General features: G+C 41.2%; 17 protein-coding genes. 10 read left to right on the top strand and 7 right to left on the bottom strand.

Going from position 1 to position 19911, the window contains the following annotated elements; translation table 11 throughout:
- The first annotated feature begins 96 nt into the window (after window positions 1-96).
- Genes GTQ43_RS27350 through GTQ43_RS27360 form a run of 3 tightly spaced genes read left to right on the top strand, consistent with a single transcriptional unit; the run spans window position 97 to window position 1193 of the window.
- Window positions 97-306 (top strand): DUF2997 domain-containing protein, encoded by a 210-nt coding sequence (locus GTQ43_RS27350; RefSeq protein WP_012406943.1) that lies wholly within the window; start codon window positions 97-99, stop codon window positions 304-306.
- A gap of 39 nt (window positions 307-345) precedes the next feature.
- Window positions 346-732, top strand: coding sequence for a DUF1257 domain-containing protein (locus tag GTQ43_RS27355; RefSeq protein ID WP_012406942.1), 387 nt, complete (start codon window positions 346-348; stop codon window positions 730-732).
- Window positions 732-1193, top strand: coding sequence for a ferredoxin (locus GTQ43_RS27360; RefSeq protein ID WP_265275818.1), 462 nt, complete (start codon window positions 732-734; stop codon window positions 1191-1193). Before GTQ43_RS27355 ends, GTQ43_RS27360 begins: the two co-directional genes overlap by 1 nt.
- A gap of 532 nt (window positions 1194-1725) precedes the next feature.
- Here GTQ43_RS27360 and GTQ43_RS27365 read toward each other — a convergent pair.
- From GTQ43_RS27365 to metG, 4 genes are all read right to left on the bottom strand, one after another.
- On the bottom strand, window positions 1726-2010 hold the full coding sequence (locus GTQ43_RS27365) for a YiaA/YiaB family inner membrane protein (protein ID WP_265275819.1): 285 nt from the start codon (window positions 2008-2010) through the stop codon (window positions 1726-1728).
- Between the two features lie 252 nt (window positions 2011-2262).
- Window positions 2263-3471 (bottom strand): LPS export ABC transporter periplasmic protein LptC, encoded by a 1209-nt coding sequence (gene lptC / locus GTQ43_RS27370; RefSeq protein ID WP_265275820.1) that lies wholly within the window; start codon window positions 3469-3471, stop codon window positions 2263-2265.
- Complete coding sequence (locus tag GTQ43_RS27375; RefSeq protein WP_041565095.1) at window positions 3471-4100, bottom strand: NYN domain-containing protein; 630 nt, start codon at window positions 4098-4100, stop codon at window positions 3471-3473. The genes lptC and GTQ43_RS27375 overlap by 1 nt, the downstream gene beginning before the upstream one ends.
- 166 nt (window positions 4101-4266) lie before the next feature.
- Window positions 4267-5871 (bottom strand): methionine--tRNA ligase, encoded by a 1605-nt coding sequence (gene metG, locus GTQ43_RS27380; RefSeq protein ID WP_265275821.1) that lies wholly within the window; start codon window positions 5869-5871, stop codon window positions 4267-4269.
- 372 nt (window positions 5872-6243) lie between these two features.
- Here metG and GTQ43_RS27385 point away from each other — a divergent pair, with 372 nt between their 5' ends.
- Both GTQ43_RS27385 and GTQ43_RS27390 read left to right on the top strand, forming a co-directional pair.
- Window positions 6244-6969 (top strand): lysophospholipid acyltransferase family protein, encoded by a 726-nt coding sequence (locus GTQ43_RS27385; RefSeq protein WP_265275822.1) that lies wholly within the window; start codon window positions 6244-6246, stop codon window positions 6967-6969.
- A gap of 194 nt (window positions 6970-7163) precedes the next feature.
- On the top strand, window positions 7164-7991 hold the full coding sequence (locus GTQ43_RS27390; RefSeq protein WP_265275823.1) for an alpha/beta fold hydrolase: 828 nt from the start codon (window positions 7164-7166) through the stop codon (window positions 7989-7991).
- 29 nt (window positions 7992-8020) lie between these two features.
- Here the strand turns inward: GTQ43_RS27390 and GTQ43_RS27395 are convergent, their stop codons facing one another.
- The 3 genes from GTQ43_RS27395 to GTQ43_RS27405 form a co-directional block, all read right to left on the bottom strand.
- On the bottom strand, window positions 8021-9151 hold the full coding sequence (locus GTQ43_RS27395; RefSeq protein WP_265275824.1) for a substrate-binding domain-containing protein: 1131 nt from the start codon (window positions 9149-9151) through the stop codon (window positions 8021-8023).
- A gap of 10 nt (window positions 9152-9161) precedes the next feature.
- Window positions 9162-12494: a tubulin-like doman-containing protein gene (locus tag GTQ43_RS27400; RefSeq protein WP_265275825.1), complete on the bottom strand. Its 3333-nt coding sequence runs from the start codon at window positions 12492-12494 to the stop codon at window positions 9162-9164.
- 124 nt (window positions 12495-12618) lie between these two features.
- A complete protein-coding gene (locus GTQ43_RS27405; protein ID WP_265275826.1) occupies window positions 12619-12867 on the bottom strand; it encodes a helix-turn-helix domain-containing protein in 249 nt (82 codons plus the stop codon).
- Between the two features lie 298 nt (window positions 12868-13165).
- On the opposite strand from GTQ43_RS27405, the gene GTQ43_RS27410 reads away from it, so the two are divergent.
- The 5 genes from GTQ43_RS27410 to fabD all read left to right on the top strand — a co-directional run bounded on the left by GTQ43_RS27410 (window position 13166) and on the right by fabD (window position 19677).
- A complete protein-coding gene (locus GTQ43_RS27410; protein ID WP_265275827.1) occupies window positions 13166-14335 on the top strand; it encodes an EcsC family protein in 1170 nt (389 codons plus the stop codon).
- A 264-nt stretch (window positions 14336-14599) separates the two neighbouring features.
- Complete coding sequence (locus tag GTQ43_RS27415) at window positions 14600-16081, top strand: leucyl aminopeptidase (RefSeq protein ID WP_265275828.1); 1482 nt, start codon at window positions 14600-14602, stop codon at window positions 16079-16081.
- Window positions 16082-16457: 376 nt separating this feature from the next.
- Window positions 16458-17480 (top strand): phosphate acyltransferase PlsX, encoded by a 1023-nt coding sequence (gene plsX, locus GTQ43_RS27420; protein WP_265275829.1) that lies wholly within the window; start codon window positions 16458-16460, stop codon window positions 17478-17480.
- Window positions 17481-17668: 188 nt separating this feature from the next.
- A complete protein-coding gene (locus GTQ43_RS27425) occupies window positions 17669-18661 on the top strand; it encodes a beta-ketoacyl-ACP synthase III (protein WP_265275830.1) in 993 nt (330 codons plus the stop codon).
- Between the two features lie 134 nt (window positions 18662-18795).
- Window positions 18796-19677, top strand: a complete 882-nt coding sequence (gene fabD, locus GTQ43_RS27430; protein WP_265275831.1) for an ACP S-malonyltransferase — start codon at window positions 18796-18798, stop codon at window positions 19675-19677.
- Window positions 19678-19911 lie beyond the last annotated feature (234 nt).

A 19911-nucleotide genomic window follows, 5' to 3' on the forward strand; every position in this document is an offset into this window, starting at 1 on the left:
GTTTGTATCTAAAGTAAAAATGTTCCTACGGCTATATTTGTAGCCTTCTGCTAAAGCAGTACAATTCAAACGTACTTATCGTGGTTGGCCAAAAGTATGGAGACATTAGAGTTCATAATTTATCCAGATGGTCGGGTACAAGAAAAAGTTACTGGCATTGTGGGTGCTTCTTGCGCTGAGGTTACAGCAGCAATAGAGGCGCAGCTGGGGCAAGTACTTAATCATGAGCCAACCTCAGAATATTTCGCCGCGAAGGTGCAGCAATCTAATGTGGCGAATACGCACACCACTTACAGCGATTGGTAAGTTTTCACAGTAGTTTAGTGTTATTAATTCACAACCACCATGTCACACTTTAGCCAAATTAAGACTCAAATCCGTAACCTTGATTCTTTGAAAGATGCTTTGACTGAATTGGGAGTAGACTGGAAACCCGGCCCACGCGAAGTCCGTGGCTATCGCGGTCAAACCCATCCTGCGGAAGTTAGTATTGAGCAGGAAAATGGCTACGACATCGGCTTTAGATGGAATGGCAAGGAATATGAATTGGTGGCTGACTTGCAATATTGGCAGCAAGATTTGTCTGTGGATGGATTTTTGCGCCAAGTAACACAGCGCTATGCTTACCAAACAGTTGTGAAAGAAACCGCTCGTGTGGGTTTTCAAGTATCTGAGCAACAAAAAAATGAAGATGGTTCCATTCGCCTGGTAGTACAGCGCTGGAGTGCGTAATGGCTGATTTTCTGCCGTCGCCGGAAGAACAAGAAGATAACCGTTCCGGTTTAGAACCAGAATTAGGGGGTTTTTTACGGGATACCCCAGAACGTTCTGGTTTAGAACCGGAATTGGGCGGTGTGCTGCGCCAAAATGGTGTTTATGTTGACGAAATCACTTGTATTGGTTGCAAGCATTGCGCTCATGTTGCGCGTAACACCTTTTATATTGAACCAGATTACGGGCGATCGCGTGTGGTTCGGCAAGATGGGGACGCTGAGGAAATTATTCAAGAAGCAATTGACACTTGTCCGGTTGATTGCATTCACTGGGTTAATTACACTGAACTGAAAAAATTAGAAGAAGAGCGCAAATATCAGGTGATTCCTGTAGTGGGTTATCCGGTAGAACATGCAGTTGCTGCTAGCGAACGTCGGCGTAAAAAGCAAAAGTTAAAGACCAAAAAATCCCGTTATTAAGATAAAAACGTTAAATCAATATAATAAAGGACTGGTATATCCAGTCCTTTTGTTTTACGTCATAGAGTGAATTTCTGATGTGTAGATCGCAGGTTAAGGCAAGAGACGCGATAAATCGCCGTCTTTACAACAATCAGTCCTTCCTCATGACGGCGATTTATCACGGATTTGGGAGCTATTATAACGGTTCTCAATACTGCGTAGGTTTTGGTGGATAGTCATTGGAGATCCCCCTTAGTCCCCCTTAAAAAGGGGGAAAATAAGGCATTTTTAGCCCTGCTTAAAAAGGGGGTTGGGGGGATCGACTCAAAACCTACGCAGTATTATAACGGTTCTCTGTTGAGTGAGGTACAAGAACCCCACCCCCAACCCCCTCCCCGCAAGCGATGAGGGGACTATGATGTACCTCATGTGATTAGGAAACGCTATATTTTCATCAAATAACCTTAACCGAACCGTATTGAGTATTGTTTGATATTTCTAAAAGAGCTTTTTGGTAAAAACTTCTAATCCAAAATTGCTATAACTCTCTTCATTTTAAATTAAGAGGATCGTGTTGTGAAAGCAATTTTTCTACTTTCGCCTCGTCTAACCTAGCGGTTAATCTTCTATTTTCATGCAAGTCTCTAGTAGTTTTAGCCAAGGTAAAAGTTGAGCCAACTGAGAAAGCCATACCCATACCTATAAAGCCTTTCACCCAGCCGTTTACAGGTAAGTTGACAATGCCGAAGGTGGTCATAGAAATAGAAATCACAAAAGCTGCCCAAGTTTGAATAACCCAAGCTGTACTGTCTTTTTGAGTACCAATTGTTTGCATATTCCCTACCTTTGATCTGCGTGATTTAACAGTGATTGTATTAATTGGTGGGTTTACTGGTATCAATAGTAAGACCAGTTTGGTAACTGGACTCTAAAAAGCAAGCTGAAGATCAATTGGAGTAAATAGAAACTGGTACAAAGTTTGTACCAGTTTTATAAGTGGCATTAAATAATTCGTAATACTTGCTTCTGACGAGAAGCTACGTAATTTGTAACTACTTCCGTACAGACGCGATTAATCGTGTCTGTACTACTGACGATTAGCTCTTTCTTGGGGAATAATTTCGGTTACTACCCTACCGCTAGAACTACCGCCTTTGACGAGAATATTTTCTGTTTGCAGATTACCAAAAGCTGTTTCACCGGTAAAATTTAACGGCGGGTCAACTTGCCGATACAGTACATTTCCTTGAGCTTCAACTAACTTATTGTCTAAATGCCAAGTTAATGAATTAGATTTCAAAGACTGGCGACGCTGACCAATGGCGTTGACGTTACCTGTTAAATAAACTGTTTTTTGCGGTACTTTCATTTCACCACGATTGGCGGTAACGGTAAAGTTTTCGACACGTTGGAACATCTGCACGGGAGAATTTGTAGTAACAGTCTCTGCATTCATGTTCCAGGTCATGGAGTTACTAGCTATTTGTACTGGTGGGTCTTGTAATTCTAATTGAGCATTCTTATCAATAGTGGCAATTTTTGTTTTTAAGTTGACTTCGGCAGAATTTCCCTTACCGCGATCGCTAATTTTATTATCTTTGTAGCGGTCAATTTGGATGGGGCGATCGCCAATCAGTTTTTCTTCTTTAATATTCCAGGTTAAATGCTCGGTTCTGATTTGCATCTGAGGATCGATAGAATTAGCTACTACCCCACCAGAAAATTCCATCCTCTGTTCGCGGGTTTTAACTCGCGCTTCTTGCGCCACCGCTTGTAATTGTTTATGAGTACCATGCATGTGGTTACGGACAATCAACAAATCTTCTTGGGGTCGCCATTCTAATTCATTGCCTTGCAATACAACACCATTAGTAGGGTCTGTGGCAAATATCTTACCTTTAAGAAACAACTGTTTCCCATTTTGTTCAATGTCTGCGACATCTGCCTTGATTTGGTAAACTACTTTGCCATCTTGGTATAGTTCACCATAAGGACTTTCAGCCTGGCCAATTTGTTTTTCTTTGGTGTATTTTGCGGTTTTAGCCCTGACTTTCCAAATCGGTCGTCCCACTTCATCTGCTTGTTCTAGGGTGACATCAAAGAAAGTCAAATTGTTATCTTGGTTTGATGAATCCGCAGGATTTTGCTCAGAAGCTGTAGGAGATTTCCCCCCACAGCTTACTAAACCAAATATCAAGAAAAAAATCAAAGAGAAAAGAAGGAAAGGGGGAGTAGGGGAATAATTTTGAATTTTTCTCTCCCCCTTTCTCCCCTTTTGATGAAATTGATACGCCATTATTCTTGGATTTCTAAGTGTCCATCACTAGTTCTTGGGTCTTCCAAAAAGCCAATACCAGATAGCGGTCGGTAAGGATAGCTTTGGCGAGGGGTTTTTTGAATATCTTCCTTGATGGCTTCTAAATCGATGTAGCGATCGCTAACATTAATTAAGCTGTCGCTGGTCATCGAACGCAAACTTACCACTTCTACCCGCACGCCGCGATAGCTAACTGAATTGACTGCATAAGCCAAATCCCCATCACCGCTGACTAAAACTGCGGTATCATAAGAATCTACCAAGGCCATCATGTCTACTGCTATTTCTACATCCAGGTTAGCTTTTTTAGAGCCATCTGGTAGCTGGACTAAATCTTTAGCAATAACTCTATAGCCATTGCGACGCATCCACAGCAGAAACCCCTGTTGCTTCTCGTTTGTCCGGTCTACACCAGTGTAGAAAAAAGACCGCAGGAGTCTAGAACCTCCAGTTAATCTACACAGCAGCTTGGTGTAATCGATCTCAATCCCTAGTTGCAGGGCAGCGTAGAATAGATTTGAGCCATCAATAAATATAGCAACCCTGCCCCGATTCTCCAAAACTTGTTCTGGCGTAAATATTGAATCGGTTTCAAAATTATTCAACATCGTTGTCATACCTCGAATTTTATCCCTGTTATTTTTGATACAAATTACGAACTTTTAGATGCTAGTCACAGAGGCTTATGATAATGTTCCGGGGCTAATATAAGTTAAGCCCCGATAAATTTTTTGAGAGAATAAGAAATTGAACAAAATCGGAGTTTGATAAGGACTAATCGTTTTTCGGGGGTTCTATTCGCTTAAAAACTGGTTGGAATGTACCCAACTGTTGTTTACTAGATAGTATCCCCCATGTCGCATGGGTGGCAAAAGGAGCGGTAACTGAACTTTGTGTTTGATCGTTAAAATCTATTCCAAAGCCGAGTTGCTGATAAATATCGCTACTAATGTTCGGAATAATTGGGGAAAGCAGATAAGCTGCCAGTCTAACTGATTCTAGAACTGCGTAGAGAACTTTTTCCACCGACTCTTGCTGTCCCTGTTTATATAATGTCCAAGGAGCTTGTTCATCAATAAACTTATTACTGGCTTGCGCCAGTGAAAGGATAGCCCCACACGCTTCACTGAAAGCTAGCTTGTTATATGCTTGTTTCACCTGTTCCCCTAGACGTAAACCAATTGCTTTCAAAGGATTTTCGTCAGGAATTCCTTCATTGCCGATTGATGGAACATTATTGTCAGCGCAGTATTTCTTCACCATGCTCAAGGTGCGATTGAGCAAATTACCTAAATCATTTGCCAAATCTGCATTCAGAACATTAATGAACCTTACTTCATTAAAATCTCCATCCTTGCCAAATTCGATTTCCTTAAGGAAGTAATAACGAACGGCATCACTACCATAGCGCTGAACTAACGCAACAGGATCAAGGGTGTTACCCAGACTTTTGCCCATCTTTTGACCATCTTTGGTCAAAAAGCCATGCCCAAATACTCTTTCTGGCAAGGGTAAGCCAGCCGATAACAACATTGCGGGCCAATAAACTGCATGGAAGCGCAAAATATCTTTACCAATTAGGTGCAGGTTGATTGGCCACCATCTTTCTAAAGCATTTGCTAAAGTCGGTTCTGCATCTGGTTCGAGTAATGCTGTGACATAACCCAGCAGCGCATCAAACCAAACATAAATGGTGTGTTTGGGATCAACTGGTATGGGAAAACCCCAATCTAAATTCACCCGCGAAATAGAAAAGTCTTGCAGCCCTTGATTGACAAAGCTGAGGACTTCATTCCGCCGAGTTTCTGGTTGAATAAAATCCGGTTGAGATTGATAAAATTCTGTCAGCTTAGTTTGATATTTGGATAAGCGAAAAAAGTAGTTTTGTTCGTCTCGCCACTCCACTTCTTTGTTAGTATGAATCGGGCAACGATGTCCTTCTAAAAGATCGCGTTCTTCTTTGAATTCTTCGCAGGATACGCAATACCAGCCTTGTTGTTGTCCTTGGTAAATATCACCAGATTTCCAGACTCGCTCAAAGAATTCTTTGACGATCGCTTCATGACGAGGTGCGGTAGTTCGACTAAAGCGATCGTATTGAATGTCTAGTAACTGCCACAAACTCACAAAGCTAGGGACAATTTCATCGCAAAACTCTTGTGGTGCTTTGCCTAAACTTTCTGCCGATCGCTGAATTTTTTGTCCGTGTTCGTCTGTACCTGTAATTAGTAATACCTGATGACCTAGCAGTCGATGAAATCGCGCCACGACATCTGCTGCGATCGTTGTATAAGCACTGCCTATATGGGGGACATCGTTTACATAATATAGGGGTGTCGTCAGTGCAAATGTTTTTTCTGTTTTATTCACTAGATTCATACAAAATAAAAATTCACTTATTAAAAGTTTTACATCTTACTTTTAATGGCAAAACCACGTAATTGTACAATACTATTTCCATTTTTTCCAATAACACCTTAAATAGTAGCAAATTTATCAAGTCAAAAGTTGTTTTGTAGTATGTATCCATTCAAATCATTTTTGCCTATAAGAGGGAAATTAACTAATCATAATTTTTTTGAATACTTTCTATTAGAAAATGTTGTGTTCAAGAATACATAATGCCAAAAATTTAGCTGGTTTTGTGGATCGGATATTTCTATCTTAAGACGGTCATGGCAGTAGTAAAGAAATGTAAAAATCAAGTTAAGATAAATCGCCATATTTACCGGAAAAATATATTGACTAGGTATGAGTCTAAATAGCCCCCTGGAACTTTCTCGCGCTTTCCTGGTGGCGCTTTCAACCCAAATGTTTCGCTATTATGAGGATCGGATTCCCCAGGATGCTAGCGTGTTGGTAGTCAGTAATCACCGCAGCTTTATGGATGCACTGGTTTTAATGGCAGCATTATCAAGTCCGATTCGCTTTGCTTGCCATCACTATATGGGACAAGTGCCAGTCATGCGGGAGATTGTCACCGATCAATTGGGGTGTTTTCCTTTGGAGGAAACTCAAAACCGCCAACAAAGCTTTTTTTCGCAGTCGCAGATGCTATTGCAGTCTAAGCAAATGGTGGGAGTATTTCCAGAAGGAACTGAACCAATGGTGAAATTTACAGTTCCAAATATGGTGGGTGAATTTCAACGCGGATTTGCTCATTTGGCATTGCGAGCCGATGTCCAGGATTTCGCTATTTTGCCGATCGCGATCGCTTCCTTAGAAGAGGTAAACACCAATGGTTTCCCCTTAAGGTTTTTGAGCTTATTTGACCCTTCAGAACCTTTATTTAATCAAGCGGGTTGGCATCCTTTGGTAATTTATCGTCGGGTTGCAGTGTTAATCGGTCGCCCTTATTGGATTACGCCCCAATATCAAAAAAAATATCACGGGAAACAAGGCAGAACTGTTGTGGCTGAACTGACAGAACACTGTCATAGTGAAATTAGTAATTTACTGCGTCAAGGTTGCTATTAGAGCCATTGGATTTTGGGTCGCATATTTGGTGCGCTTCCAGCACAACTTAGATTTTGGATTGTCGTGACGACTTTGAGTGCTTGCTGAGAGAGATTTTTTGTTTTTGGTCAAAAGCACCGAACTTCTTTCAACAATCAACAGTCCAAAAATTTTATACCATTAACTAATGACCATTGACCAATGACTAACGACCAATGACCATCTCTGAAGTTGAGTTAAAGCCTTGTTTCCTGACTCCTGAACGAGTCCAACCAGAGTATCCGTTGTTGGTATATTTGCCAGGAATGGATGGAACTGGTCAATTATTGCGATCGCAAACCACTGGATTAGAAGCTGGCTTTGATGTCCGTTCTTTGGCGATTCCCCGTCAAGATTTAAACACTTGGGATGTGCTAACTCAGAGTGTATTGGACTTAATCGACGCGGAATTAGAGAAAAGCTCTCAGAGGCCAGTTTACCTGTGTGGTGAGTCATTTGGTGGTTGCTTGGCGATGAAAGTAGCCATCCAAGCACCGCATTTATTTAAGCGAACTATCTTAATTAATCCAGCCTCAGCCTTTCATCTTCGTCCTTGGTTGAGTTGGGTATCCCAACTAACTTATTTAGTACCGTCAGCATTGTATGACGTTGGCGCACTGGGGTTGTTGCCGTTTCTGGCATCTTTACCCCGCATTTCTCGGAGCGATCGCCATGAATTGCTGAAAACCATGCGTTCTGTGCCAGCAGAAACAGTCCTTTGGCGATTGTCTTTATTGCGAGAGTTTGAAATTGATGAGGAAAAGTTGAGTCGCTTAACTCAACCAGTTTTGTTGATTGCCGGTGGTAGCGATCGCCTTTTGCCTTCTGTAACTGAAGTGAAACGCATAGGCAATATCTTACCAAATAACAAAATTGTGGTGCTGCCCCATTGTGGACACGCTTGCTTGCTAGAGCAAGATATTAATCTCTATGAAATTCTTAAAGATAACGATTTTTTAGAAAGTAATGCTGATGTAAGTACAGGGTTAGAGGTGAGAGGATAGGGTGAGGGGGGAGTTTATAACCGCCGATTTCACTTCAAAGGGATGAAATCTGATTGCTGTGCAATTTGTTGTCCTTGAGGAGATAATGCTAAATCTATGAACTGTTTTATAGCAGGACTATTCTGTTTCCGAATTGCTAAGTAAACATTGCGACTAATGGGGTACTTGCCATCTTGAATTGCAGTTTTGTCCACAGGTGAGATCCCATTAAGCGGTACAACTCTTACCAGTTGTTGGTTTTCAACCTGCGAAACCGTAGCATAGCCAATTCCATTGTTGCCTAGTAAACGAACTATCCCCGTAGTTTCATCATTTGGAAATGTGATGAAATTAGCGCTGTCAGGTGCGAAAGGCTGATCTAGTAATACAACACTCTTGAAGAAGTCTCTAGTACCACTACTAGCCGCACGATTAATTACTTTGATCGGAGCATTTGCACCACCAACTTGTAACCAGTTAGTAATTTTACCTTGATAGATTTGACGTAATTGGTCTTGAGTAAGACTGCCTTTAAAAGGATTATTAATCCCTACTACAATTGCTACTGCATCACGTGCGATCGCCACTACTTGAATTCCAGCTTGTGCTTCTTGAGGCTTTAAAGGACGGGAAGTTGCTGCCATAATTACAGAGTTGTTCATTAAGGCTTCAATACCTTTACTTGAGCCTTTTGGAAAACCATCGGGTTGCCCATAAATAGTAGGAATATTAGGGTTAATTTGAGCATAAGCATTACGCAATTTCTGGATTAAAGTAACCATAGTTGTGCTACCGTCCATAGTTAATACAGTTGGATTAGGTAGTGATATATCAATAGGTGCAGCAGTAGATTCAATAGTACTTGTAGGAAGAGATTGAGTTTCCTGAACAGTGTTAGGCTGTTCATTAGTTATTGGCTGGGATTTAGAAGGCTCTGAAACCGTAGGAATAGATGCAGTATTAGTAGATCCTGAAGGACTTTTACCTATTAACTTACTTTGAAAAGCAAAATATCCACCTCCTGCAACTATCAGTCCTACCAAAACCGCAAAAACAACGGGAGGAACTGATGCTTTTTTCAATGGGTTGCCACAAATCTCACATTTACGAGCAGTGGAAGCATTCTGATCGTGTCCACACTTAGAACATTTAACATTATTATAGCTAAAGTTTTGATTCATAAATACCTCCTTAATTTTGACGATTATTTAATATATTAGATTCGGTTTTAATACTTGCTTCTATCCTGGCAATTTGTTCATTACTTAATCCTAATTCCTCTTGTAAATCAAGCAAATGCGCTTGCTCATCTAAGTCTATTTGATTATCATTTTCTAAAAAAGCTTGATACATTAAGCTATATTCCTGAATCGCATTTTCTATAGTATTTTTAGGAGTATATTCAGCAATAATCTGCTCGGCAATCGCTTGAGAAATATCATATTTCTGACGAAATTTCTCCACAAGCTGCAATTCTGTGGAAGAAGGGCTACCGTTTTTATAACAAGTTACAACTAGCTTTCTAAACTTTTCTAGATTTTCATTGTTTTGGGGAGGGGATGAAATTATCTTAGGCTCAGTTACTACTGATGAATTTGGTGATGGAGAAATAATCATTAGACTGTATTGCTTGATATATTCCTCAAGTGCTGCTTCCGCCTTATGATAATCAGGATTATCTTTACCACCAATAAACGTATTTTCTATTTCCTTTAAACAAGCTATTAGCTTTTGATATAACTGCTGTTTTTGGGGTTTTGTCGTGGCATTTTCGCCAATTTTTTTAAGAGAATCAGCTAAAATATCTCTTACTTTACGATTTTGATCGTTTAAAAGATTTTCCTCTGCTTTTTGCCAATTTTCCCCTAAAACTTGTACTTTATCGATACCTGTTTGTTTATCCTGATATGAAAAACGGATTTCATCAAATCCTGTAACTTTATTTTCATGTTGGATTATTAATCCTAATGCTTTGGCTAAAAGCAGATTTTGCTTAACTTGCACCTCTTCTTGGCTTGATGGCATAATGTCTTGAAACTGGCGGTAATCCTGATGAGTATGCAAAGGATTTTTATCAGCTTGGGAAATAGTTCGATAAATAACTCGCATCTTCTCCATCCCTTCAATTAATCGCAAGGAAAAAGCGCCAATTTCTTGAACAAAGAAAATATGATGGGGATCGTTTAGAGGTCTAATATCTTTATCAGTAAGAGTACTAGACTTACGAATTTGAGGTAAAATTGCACCAACAGCTACATCAGTCGGCTTATTCCCGCCTTGAATACCAATTAGAGTTTGACGTTTTTCTATCTTATTATCCCATCCCAGATTTACTTGTTCTTGGCTAAAGCGCAAGAATGGCTCACTTTTTTCAAAGGTAGTTTTAATCTGAGCTTCTTGCTGTTCTAATGTAGGATATTGTTCTAAAAATTTTCGAGCAGTCGAGATTTGTAATTGTGATTTATCAATAAACTCATCAACAGAACGATTTAAAAGTCTTTCAAATATATCTTTAACTCGGAGTGTATCAAAAGAATATAAGTCAAATAAGTGAGTCCCTAAGTCTTCTAATACATCTTGAGAAACAGTCTGAAATATTGTCTCTGTTTTTCCTTCTAAAACTTGATTAAATGCTTGGTCTACATCTTTAGAATTATAAAGTAATATTCCATTAACAGTTAGTGTTCCAGTTTCCCTTATGTAAGTTTGCTCTCGATCGCTGAGTTGAGTCTGAAGAGTTTCTATAACTCGATCAAAAGCAGTTAAATCTACAATTAAGCTATTAATTTCCTCCTTCAGAGCATCTAATAATAAAACTCCTAAAGTCCGAGATTTTACTTCTACTTTAGAAGTGTATATCGATTGGAGGGCTTGCATAATTCCATTGAAGTCTTCTTCAATCACTGTCTTTTTATTCAGTGGATTAAACTGTTTAGCATGATTGTCTATTTGTTTCAATAGAACTTGTAATGCATTAGCCGCAGACTGTTCTTTAGGAAGAAAAGTTTTTTGTCGTTCTTGATCAAATTGACTACGGTAACTATTAAATACTTCTAACAGAACTTCTAAAAATTGACGAACAAATTTAGGGCCTCGAAAACGGTCTTCAATCATCTGATGGACAGTCTGGCGAAGTTCTTGCCGCTTTTGAGTTTTTAGCCGATTCAGATTGTCCCACATCTTTTGAAAGTAATCACTCCAACGCCTGGGATCGGTATCACCATCATTAAAGTGAGGGCTGTATTTTTCTTGTTCAACCGAGACAAAACGTTGTAGATTCTCAAAGGGAATATTTAAATCGTTACGACGTTTACGTAAAACAGCTACCCAATCAGCTACTTCTTTAGTGTAGGGTTTCATGTTATTCCCTAGACTAATGCTATCAAGAAGTTGGTGCTGGCTGTCTGATTCAGATAGATTCAGACTAGGCAGAATTTCTGTTTGAATTAAATCCCGCATAGCTCCTGGGGCTGGTGTGGGATTTTCCCACCACGTAACAACACGCTTGGCTAAACGAGATGCACAAGCTTGAAGTACTCGTTGAATCGGAAACTGAATACTAGCTAATCCGAAAGCGATAAAACTCTGGGGATAACCAAGAGAATCAGGACTTGCCCATTGTTTACGGATATTATCTCGTACCAATTTTTTGTACTGGCTAAATCCTGAACTAAAATCTAAAAATACATTTTGAGCCACCATTTCCAATACGGAGTTTAAAGTAGGTAGGGTGACTTTATCATTACTATTACCAACAAGATAACAGAAGTTAAAAGGTACATCCTGGCTACTTTGAGAGGTGATCCGATCTGATGCGTTACTACTATACTGGCATTCAAAACGAGTATCATTGCGAGAATAATGATTGAGTTCCATTAAAGCAGCATAGGCATTTGCAATGACGCGATCGCCTAGCCCTGAGAATGCTCCAGGTAAGACTAGATAAGCTGATGTTTGGGGCATGGCTGAAGGAGGAACCCAATCACGCAAGTTATAAGCTAAGTCAAGGATCATTCCTGAACCAGTACCACCTGATAGGGAACAAACAATAAAAATGTTCACTCCTTTATCAAGCTGTAATCCTAGCTTATCTAACATAAACTTCTCATGTCCAACGATTCTTCCTAAAGCATTGTTGAAACTATTTTTGATAATTTGATAATTAACAGAAAAGGCGAATTTTCCCAAGGAACGAATTTGCCCGGCTCCTGCCAAAATTGAATCTGTGCCTCTTAACTGGCTGGGGAACCATTCTGCTAAATAATCATAAGAAGAAAGTTGATTGAGCATTGCTTTGGCGTTCTCTACCTTAGCCCAGACTTGCTCAGAAGGTCTAAGAGAAATATTTTGCTTGAGAACAGTTTGGGCTTCTGAAGCTTTGGCATTCTGCTCTGTATCTATATGTAAAAAAGACACAATAGGCAAAGCATCTAAGGAGCCATAAGACTCCACAATCATCCGACGAATTTTTATTAATATTTCTTTTCCAGTTCCACCTAGTCCTATGACTACGGTCGGTGTCATGCCTACATAATCTGCCATAATCTTTAATTAGTAATAATTTGTTGTTATATCAGCAATGAATAGCCTGATTGTTATAGCTGTATTGTTTTGCATTTAAGTTGCACAAAATAAGTATTTTATTGAACTAATCCGGCAAATACTTCGCCAATAAATCCTGCCCTTTACTACCCATTTTCTCTAACATTTCCTCAACTTTTCCCATCGCTAACGGCGAGGGTTTAGAATGTCCATTTTCCCAACGGTTAATTGTGGTATAAGTAACACCTAGAGTAGGTGCAAACTGTTCTTGCGTTAATCCAGCCAAAAGTCGCAGATCGCGAATGATTTGCCCCACCTCTGGCTGATTGATAGCCAAGGGTTTTTTTATAGTCATTTAGATTTGAATCTTTACCTTTTAGTTTAAATAGCTGATGCTATATTATTTGCTATATGCTAGCTATGTAAAATACAATACCGCATCAGTTAATATACTGAGAATACGTTTTGATAGTAATTATTTTGCTAAGTCAGTTTTTGAAAGAACCGCAGAGGAGGCAGAAAGTAGAAAGAGAAGCAAAAAATTGCTTAACTGAACTGTATTATTGATATATAACTTGTACTTGTAGACAGATGTCAAGCCACTCACACTTTCGTTACAAGTGTAGAGAGGCTTTAAAAGATGGTGTCAATTCATGACAGACAAACCCCAATACGAAATAGAGGTGAATAAATTAGTTAATTCACCTAGAGAATCTTTAGAAGTAGCAATCCCGGTTGAATCATCAGAAGAAAATGAATCGTCTGCATTAGAGTCTTTTATTACAAGTGTTGCGCACACTAGCAAAGTAGTTTTAGACACAGCAGTAGAGGTGGGAGAAGCGACAGTAAAACAAACCCACAAGTTAATTGAGGAAACAACTCAAACCACCGGTCAATTTGTAAATCGTCTCAGTGAAAATTGGCTGATTAGAAAACTATCTGGAGTATTAAATCTCCATTGGCTAATTAATGATACCAATCTTGTTGATTTGGAAAAAGCAGAAGCGGCGGTAAACAAACTCAAGCAAAAGTATCCTAATGAATTACCCAGACAGATTGCTCACCGCATCATGGTGGAAAAAGCAACTCAAGCAGCCACAGTTGGACTAACTACTAGTATTTTGCCAGGAATAGCAATTGCATTGTTGGCAATTGATTTAACAGCAACAACCAAATTACAGTCAGAAATGCTTTATCAAATTGCATCTGTCTACGGGCTAGATTTAAAAGATCCGGCGCGGAAAGGTGAAATTTTGGCAATTTTTGGTCTGGCTTTGGGTGGAGAGAGTCTTTTGAAAGCTGCGGGATTAGGTTTGTTGCGAAATGTGCCTTTGGCGGGTGCAGCGATCGCAGCTAGTTCAAATGCAACGATGATCTATTCATTGGGGTATGCTGCTTGTCGATTTTACGAAGCCAAGCTAGACGAATCAACATCTCTCGCATCGCCACAGACATTGGCAACATTAAAAGCAGAAAGTGAGAAATATCTCGAAAGTGCGATCGCTCAAGAAGCCGTCATGGATCAAATTTTAGTTCACATGATCCTTGCTAGCCATCCAGACAAGACTTTAGAGGAAATTTTGCCAGAATTACAAGCTCTAAAACTCAGTCCTACCTCGTTAGAGGCTATTGCCCAAAATATCAAATCACCTAAATCTTTAGATATATTGCTTAATCGGCTGAATCGTGATTTTGCTATTCCCTTGCTGGCTCAGTGTGAGAAAATAGTCCAGCTTGACAATCAGGTTACACCACTTGAGCAAGAAATCATAGCAGCGATCGCTAAAAAATTTGATATTGATCCAAATGGAATTGGGGCATAGTAGGTAAAACAGTAGAGTTCACGAATATCAAAGACAAAACTAGCCTTTTAAAGGTGAAAAGGTTGTATGAGGCTATGAAACTCAACTTGCCATTCCCCTAATTTATTATCGTTAAAATTTCATCCATTTTCAAGAGTATATGGATTGACACTCTCAGCACTAATAAGTTAAGGCTACTGCCCCATATTCCCTAATACCCTCATCCTGAAAGAAGAATTTTGAGCAATACTGGTACAGGAAGGAATATTTACACAAAATCCCAAAATGACAATTCAACCTAGTGATAAGCCTTTGCTAGAGTGGGCGGGCGATAGTTTGGCAATTGGATTATTTGAAGATGCGGTGGAGTTAACCGGAGAACTGGCAACTTTAGATCAAAAATTTTCTGGAGTCTTAAAAGAACTGATTGCAGAAGAAGAATTTAAAGGTAAAGCCAACAGTACTATCTTCACCCGTGTAAATGCTGGTAGTCCAGTGCGGAAATTGATTTTGGTAGGTTTGGGTAAGCCAGATGGACTAAAACTTGATACTCTGCGACGTGCGGCGGCGGCGGTAGCTAGAGTAGCCAAAAAGCAAAAAAGCAAAATTCTCGGTTTTAGTTTTCCATTATGGAACAACGATCCAGCAGCCAGCGCCCAAGCGATCGCAGAAGGTGTAGAATTAGCACTTTACCAAGATATTCGCTTTAAATCAGAACCAGAAGATAAAGGTTCGCTAATCGAAAGCGTAGATTTACTAGGTTTCGGTGGACAAGAAGCCGCCATCACCCGCGCTAATCAAATCGTTTCTGGGGTAAATTTGGCCCGGCAGTTAGTAGCAGCACCAGCTAACGCAGTCACACCGATTACTTTAGCAGAAACGGCTCAAGCGATCGCTAAGGACTACGGTTTACAACTGCAAATTCTCGAAAGAGAAGACTGTGAAAAGTTAGGCATGGGTGCATTTTTGGGAGTAGCCCAAGCTTCTGATTTGCCACCGAAATTCATTCACCTGACTTATAAACCAGAAGGTACACCCAAAAAGAAACTAGCAATTATTGGCAAAGGTTTAACCTTCGACTCCGGCGGACTCAACATCAAAGGTGCTGGTAGCGGTATTGAAACCATGAAAATTGATATGGGTGGTGCGGCTGCAACCTTGGGGGCGGCAAAAGCGATCGCTCAAATCAAGCCAGATTCGGAAGTTCACTTTATCTCGGCGGCGACCGAAAATATGATTAGCGGTCACGCCATGCACCCTGGAGACGTTCTCACCGCCTCAAACGGCAAAACAATCGAAGTGAACAACACCGATGCTGAAGGACGTTTAACCCTCGCAGATGCCTTAGTATATGCCGACAAATTGGGACTGGATGCGATCGTAGATTTAGCCACCCTGACAGGTGCTAACGTCGTTGCCTTGGGTGAAGATATTGCTGGTTTGTATACTCCTGATGATGCAGTAGCTTCCCAGATTGAGAAAGCTGCCCAAACTTCAGGGGAAAAGATTTGGCGGATGCCAATGGAAGAAAAATATTTTGAAGGGCTAAAGTCTGGGATTGCGGACATGAAAAACACAGGCCCGCGTCCAGGTGGTGCCATTACTGCTGCGCTTTTCCTTAAACAATTCGTCAAAGACACCCCTTGGGCACACATAGATATTGCTGGCCCCGTGTGGACAGATAAAGAAAATGGCTACAACGGAGCAGGAGCAACCGGTTACGGTGTTCGGACGCTAGTTAACTGGGTACTGGGGATTGAAGAGTAGGGAATAGGAGGCAGGGGTGCAGGGGCGGGGGCAAGGGAGCAGGGTGCAGGGGGCAGGGCGCAAGGGAGCAGGGTGCAGGGTGCAGGGGGCAGGGCGCAAGGGAGCAAAAAGGGGATTCGACCCCTTCTTTGAGAACCACTTACTAGAAGTGGGGGAATCAGATCCATGTTCCGCAAAGCTTGTTGGCTCAGAGCTTAGGTCATTTCCCCCTGCCCCCTGCCCCATTCCCCATTCCCGATACCAAAATTCGTGCTATCTTGAGCTTGCAAGCAAAAATTGTTGCAATAGTAACAGAAATAATTTGGCAGTCATAAAGTTAAGCTTTTTCGGTAAAGCCATCTGGTAAAATTTATAAGGTTTCTAAAAGCTCTGAGCAATGGGATCGACTCGTGTACGGATCGCAATTGATGCAATGGGAGGGGATCACGCACCCGGTGAAATCGTTGCTGGCGCAATGCGAGCAAAGGAAGAATTGGGTGTAGATATATTACTGGTTGGCGATCCCCAACAAATAGAAGCTGCCTTGCCACCAAAAACGAATTTAGGGCAGGTGGAGATTGTTCCATCTGAGGAAGCGATCGCAATGGATGAGGAGCCTCTAAATGCAGTTAGACGCAAACGCAAGGCTTCCATCAATGTGGCGATGGATTTAGTCAAGCAGCAACAGGCAGATGCTGTATTTTCTGCCGGTCACTCTGGGGCAGCTATGGCATCTGCCTTGCTCCGTTTAGGACGATTGCCAGGAATTGACCGCCCAGCAATTGGAACTGTTTTTCCGACAATTATTGCTGGTAAACCAGTATTAGTACTTGATGTTGGCGCGAATGTAGATTGCCGTCCGAAGTTTTTAGAGCAGTTTGCCGTTATGGGATCTGCTTACAGTCAGTATGTCTTAGGTACAACCGAACCAAAAGTGGGTTTGTTGAATATTGGTGAAGAAGACTCTAAGGGCAATGATGCAGCCGTCCGCGCCCACCAACTACTCCGCGAAAATTCCCAAATTAATTTTATTGGCAATGCCGAAGGGCGTGATGTGCTTTCCGGTCGATTTGATGTGATTGTCTGCGATGGCTTTGTAGGCAATGTGTTATTAAAATTTGCCGAAGCTGTTGGAGAAGTGATTCTACAAATTTTGCGGGAAGAATTACCCCAAGGATTGCACGGTCAAATCGGTTCAGCACTCTTAAAACCAAACCTGAAGCGAATTAAGCAACGAATGGATCATGCAGAACACGGCGGAGCTTTGCTGTTAGGTGTGGCAGGAGTTTGTTTTATCGGTCACGGTAGCTCACAAGCACCTTCAGTTTTTAATGCAATTCGCATGGCCAAAGAAGCTGTTGATAACCAGGTGCTGCAACGAATTCAGTCCCAATATATCCTAGAGCGCGAAGGCAGTTAGCGATTCAGTTATAAGTCATGAGTTATTTGTCATTTGTCATTTGCCAGGACGAAAGACAAAAGACAAATGACTTGGTACCGGTGATGCCTCCGGCATGCCTAGGGCCAACGCCAGTTGCTCATGGGGGAAACCCTCAAGACCGCACTGGCTCACAAAAGACAAAAAGCTGATAGCTTGGGAGATTAGGAGTGCAAAACTTAGGCGTAGCAATTACCGGAAGTGGCTCGGCAGTGCCAGCAACTTCTTTACATAACCAGACATTGACTGAACTGGTTGAAACATCAGACGAGTGGATTACCACAAGAACGGGAATTCGTCAACGACGATTAGCGTCGCCGTCGGAGTCTTTGAGTGGGCTGGCCACTGCCGCCAGCATTCAGGCGATCGCAACATCGGGAATTAAACCAGAAGACCTAGACCTGATTTTGCTAGCGACTTCTACCCCTGATGATTTGTTTGGTAGTGCTTGTCAAGTACAGGCTCAATTAGGAGCTACCAACGCAGTAGCATTTGACTTGACAGCAGCTTGCTCTGGTTTTGTGTTTGGTCTGGTTACAGCAGCCCAATACATTAGAACAGGTGTGTACAAAAACGTACTTTTGATCGGGGCAGATATCCTCTCTCGCTGGGTAGATTGGCAAGATCGTAGCACCTGTGTATTATTCGGCGATGGTGCCGGGGCAGTAGTGTTACAGGCTGCCAAAAGCGATCGCTTATTAGGATTTGCCCTTAAAAGTGATGGGACTCAAAACCATTACCTCAAGCTTGCTTATGCAGGTGCTTCCCAAGAACTGCTTAATGGTGTAGATGTCACCAAAGGCGCTTATCAACCGATTACTATGAACGGCAAAGAAGTCTATCGCTTTGCTGTCCAAAAAGTACCAGAAATTATAGATAAAGCATTGTTTCAAGCCAACCTCAGCATTGACCAAATAGATTGGCTAGTTCTCCATCAAGCTAATCAACGCATTATCGATGCTGTTGCCCAACGCCTAAACATCCCAGAACATAAAGTTATCAGTAATCTTGCCCAGTATGGCAATACCTCTGCTGCTTCCATCCCCTTAGCTTTAGATGAAGCAGTGCGACAAGGTAAAATTAAACCCAATCATATTATTGCTACATCCGGCTTTGGTGCCGGTCTTACTTGGGGCGCAGCAATTTTTCAATGGGGAAGGTGAAGAATTAGGAGTTAAGAGTTATGAGTTATGAGTTTTAACTCCTAACTCCTCACTCCTAACTCCTCACTCCTAACTCCTCACTCCTAACTCCTCACTCCTCACTCCTAACTTTTCACTTTTCACTTTTCTGACCAATGACTAAAACTGCATGGGTGTTTCCCGGACAAGGTTCTCAAGTACTAGGAATGGGAATAGACTTATTAGATATACCTGCCGCTAAAGATAAATTTGCCCAAGCTGAGGAAATTTTAGGCTGGTCTGTAACCGAAATCTGTCAAAAAGAAGAAGTAAAGTTATCACAGACGCTATATACTCAGCCAATTCTTTATGTGGTAGAAACCATTCTTGCTGACCTTCTTCGCGAACGAGGACACCAGCCAGATTTAGTTGCTGGTCACAGTTTGGGAGAATATTCTGCCCTTTATGTAGCAGGTGTCTTTGAGTGGTCGACTGGTTTATATCTAGTAAAGCGTCGTGCAGAACTGATGGATAGTGCCGTCGGTGGGATGATGGCGGCTTTGATGAATTTTGACCGTGAAGAGTTGGAAAAAGTCATTGCTCAAACGCCCGATGTGGTGTTAGCAAACGACAATAGTTCGGCTCAGGTGGTAATTTCCGGCACGACTGAGGCTGTACAAGCAGTGATGACTCAAGTGAAAGCCAAGCGTGCTATTCCCCTAAAAGTTTCTGGAGCATTTCATTCACATTTAATCGCACCAGCAGCTACGGAATTTCAAGACATTTTAGAATCTGTAGAATTTCAATCAGCTACTGTGCCAGTATTGTCTAATGTAGAGCCAATTCCGTCTATTGATGCTGAGATTTTAAAGCAACGTTTGAATAAACAAATGACTGGTTCTGTAAGATGGCGAGAAATTTCTCTGCAATTACCAGTTAATGGTATTCAGCGAGTAGTAGAAGTTGGCCCTGGTAAAGTCTTAACTGGTTTGATTAAACGTAGTAGCCCTGATTTAATATTAGAAAATATCCAGAGTGCTGCTCATTTACCTGTTTAATTTTTTTAGAACTTTATTTCAAAGAAAAATTCTGTATCCTCATCCATAACACAATACGCTTGGGTTAAGGATTTTTAGGAGAACTATTCCAAATTATCAAAACAGAATTCAGGAGTGATATCATGTCCGCCAAATTACTTACGATATGTCATTGCGAGCGCAACGAAGTGGAGCGAAGCAATCACCAGGACTCTGCGATTTCTTCACTCCGTTCGCAATGACAAGTGTTTAACC

This window comes from Nostoc sp. KVJ3, from assembly GCF_026127265.1.
Taxonomy (GTDB): Bacteria; Cyanobacteriota; Cyanobacteriia; order Cyanobacteriales; family Nostocaceae; genus Nostoc.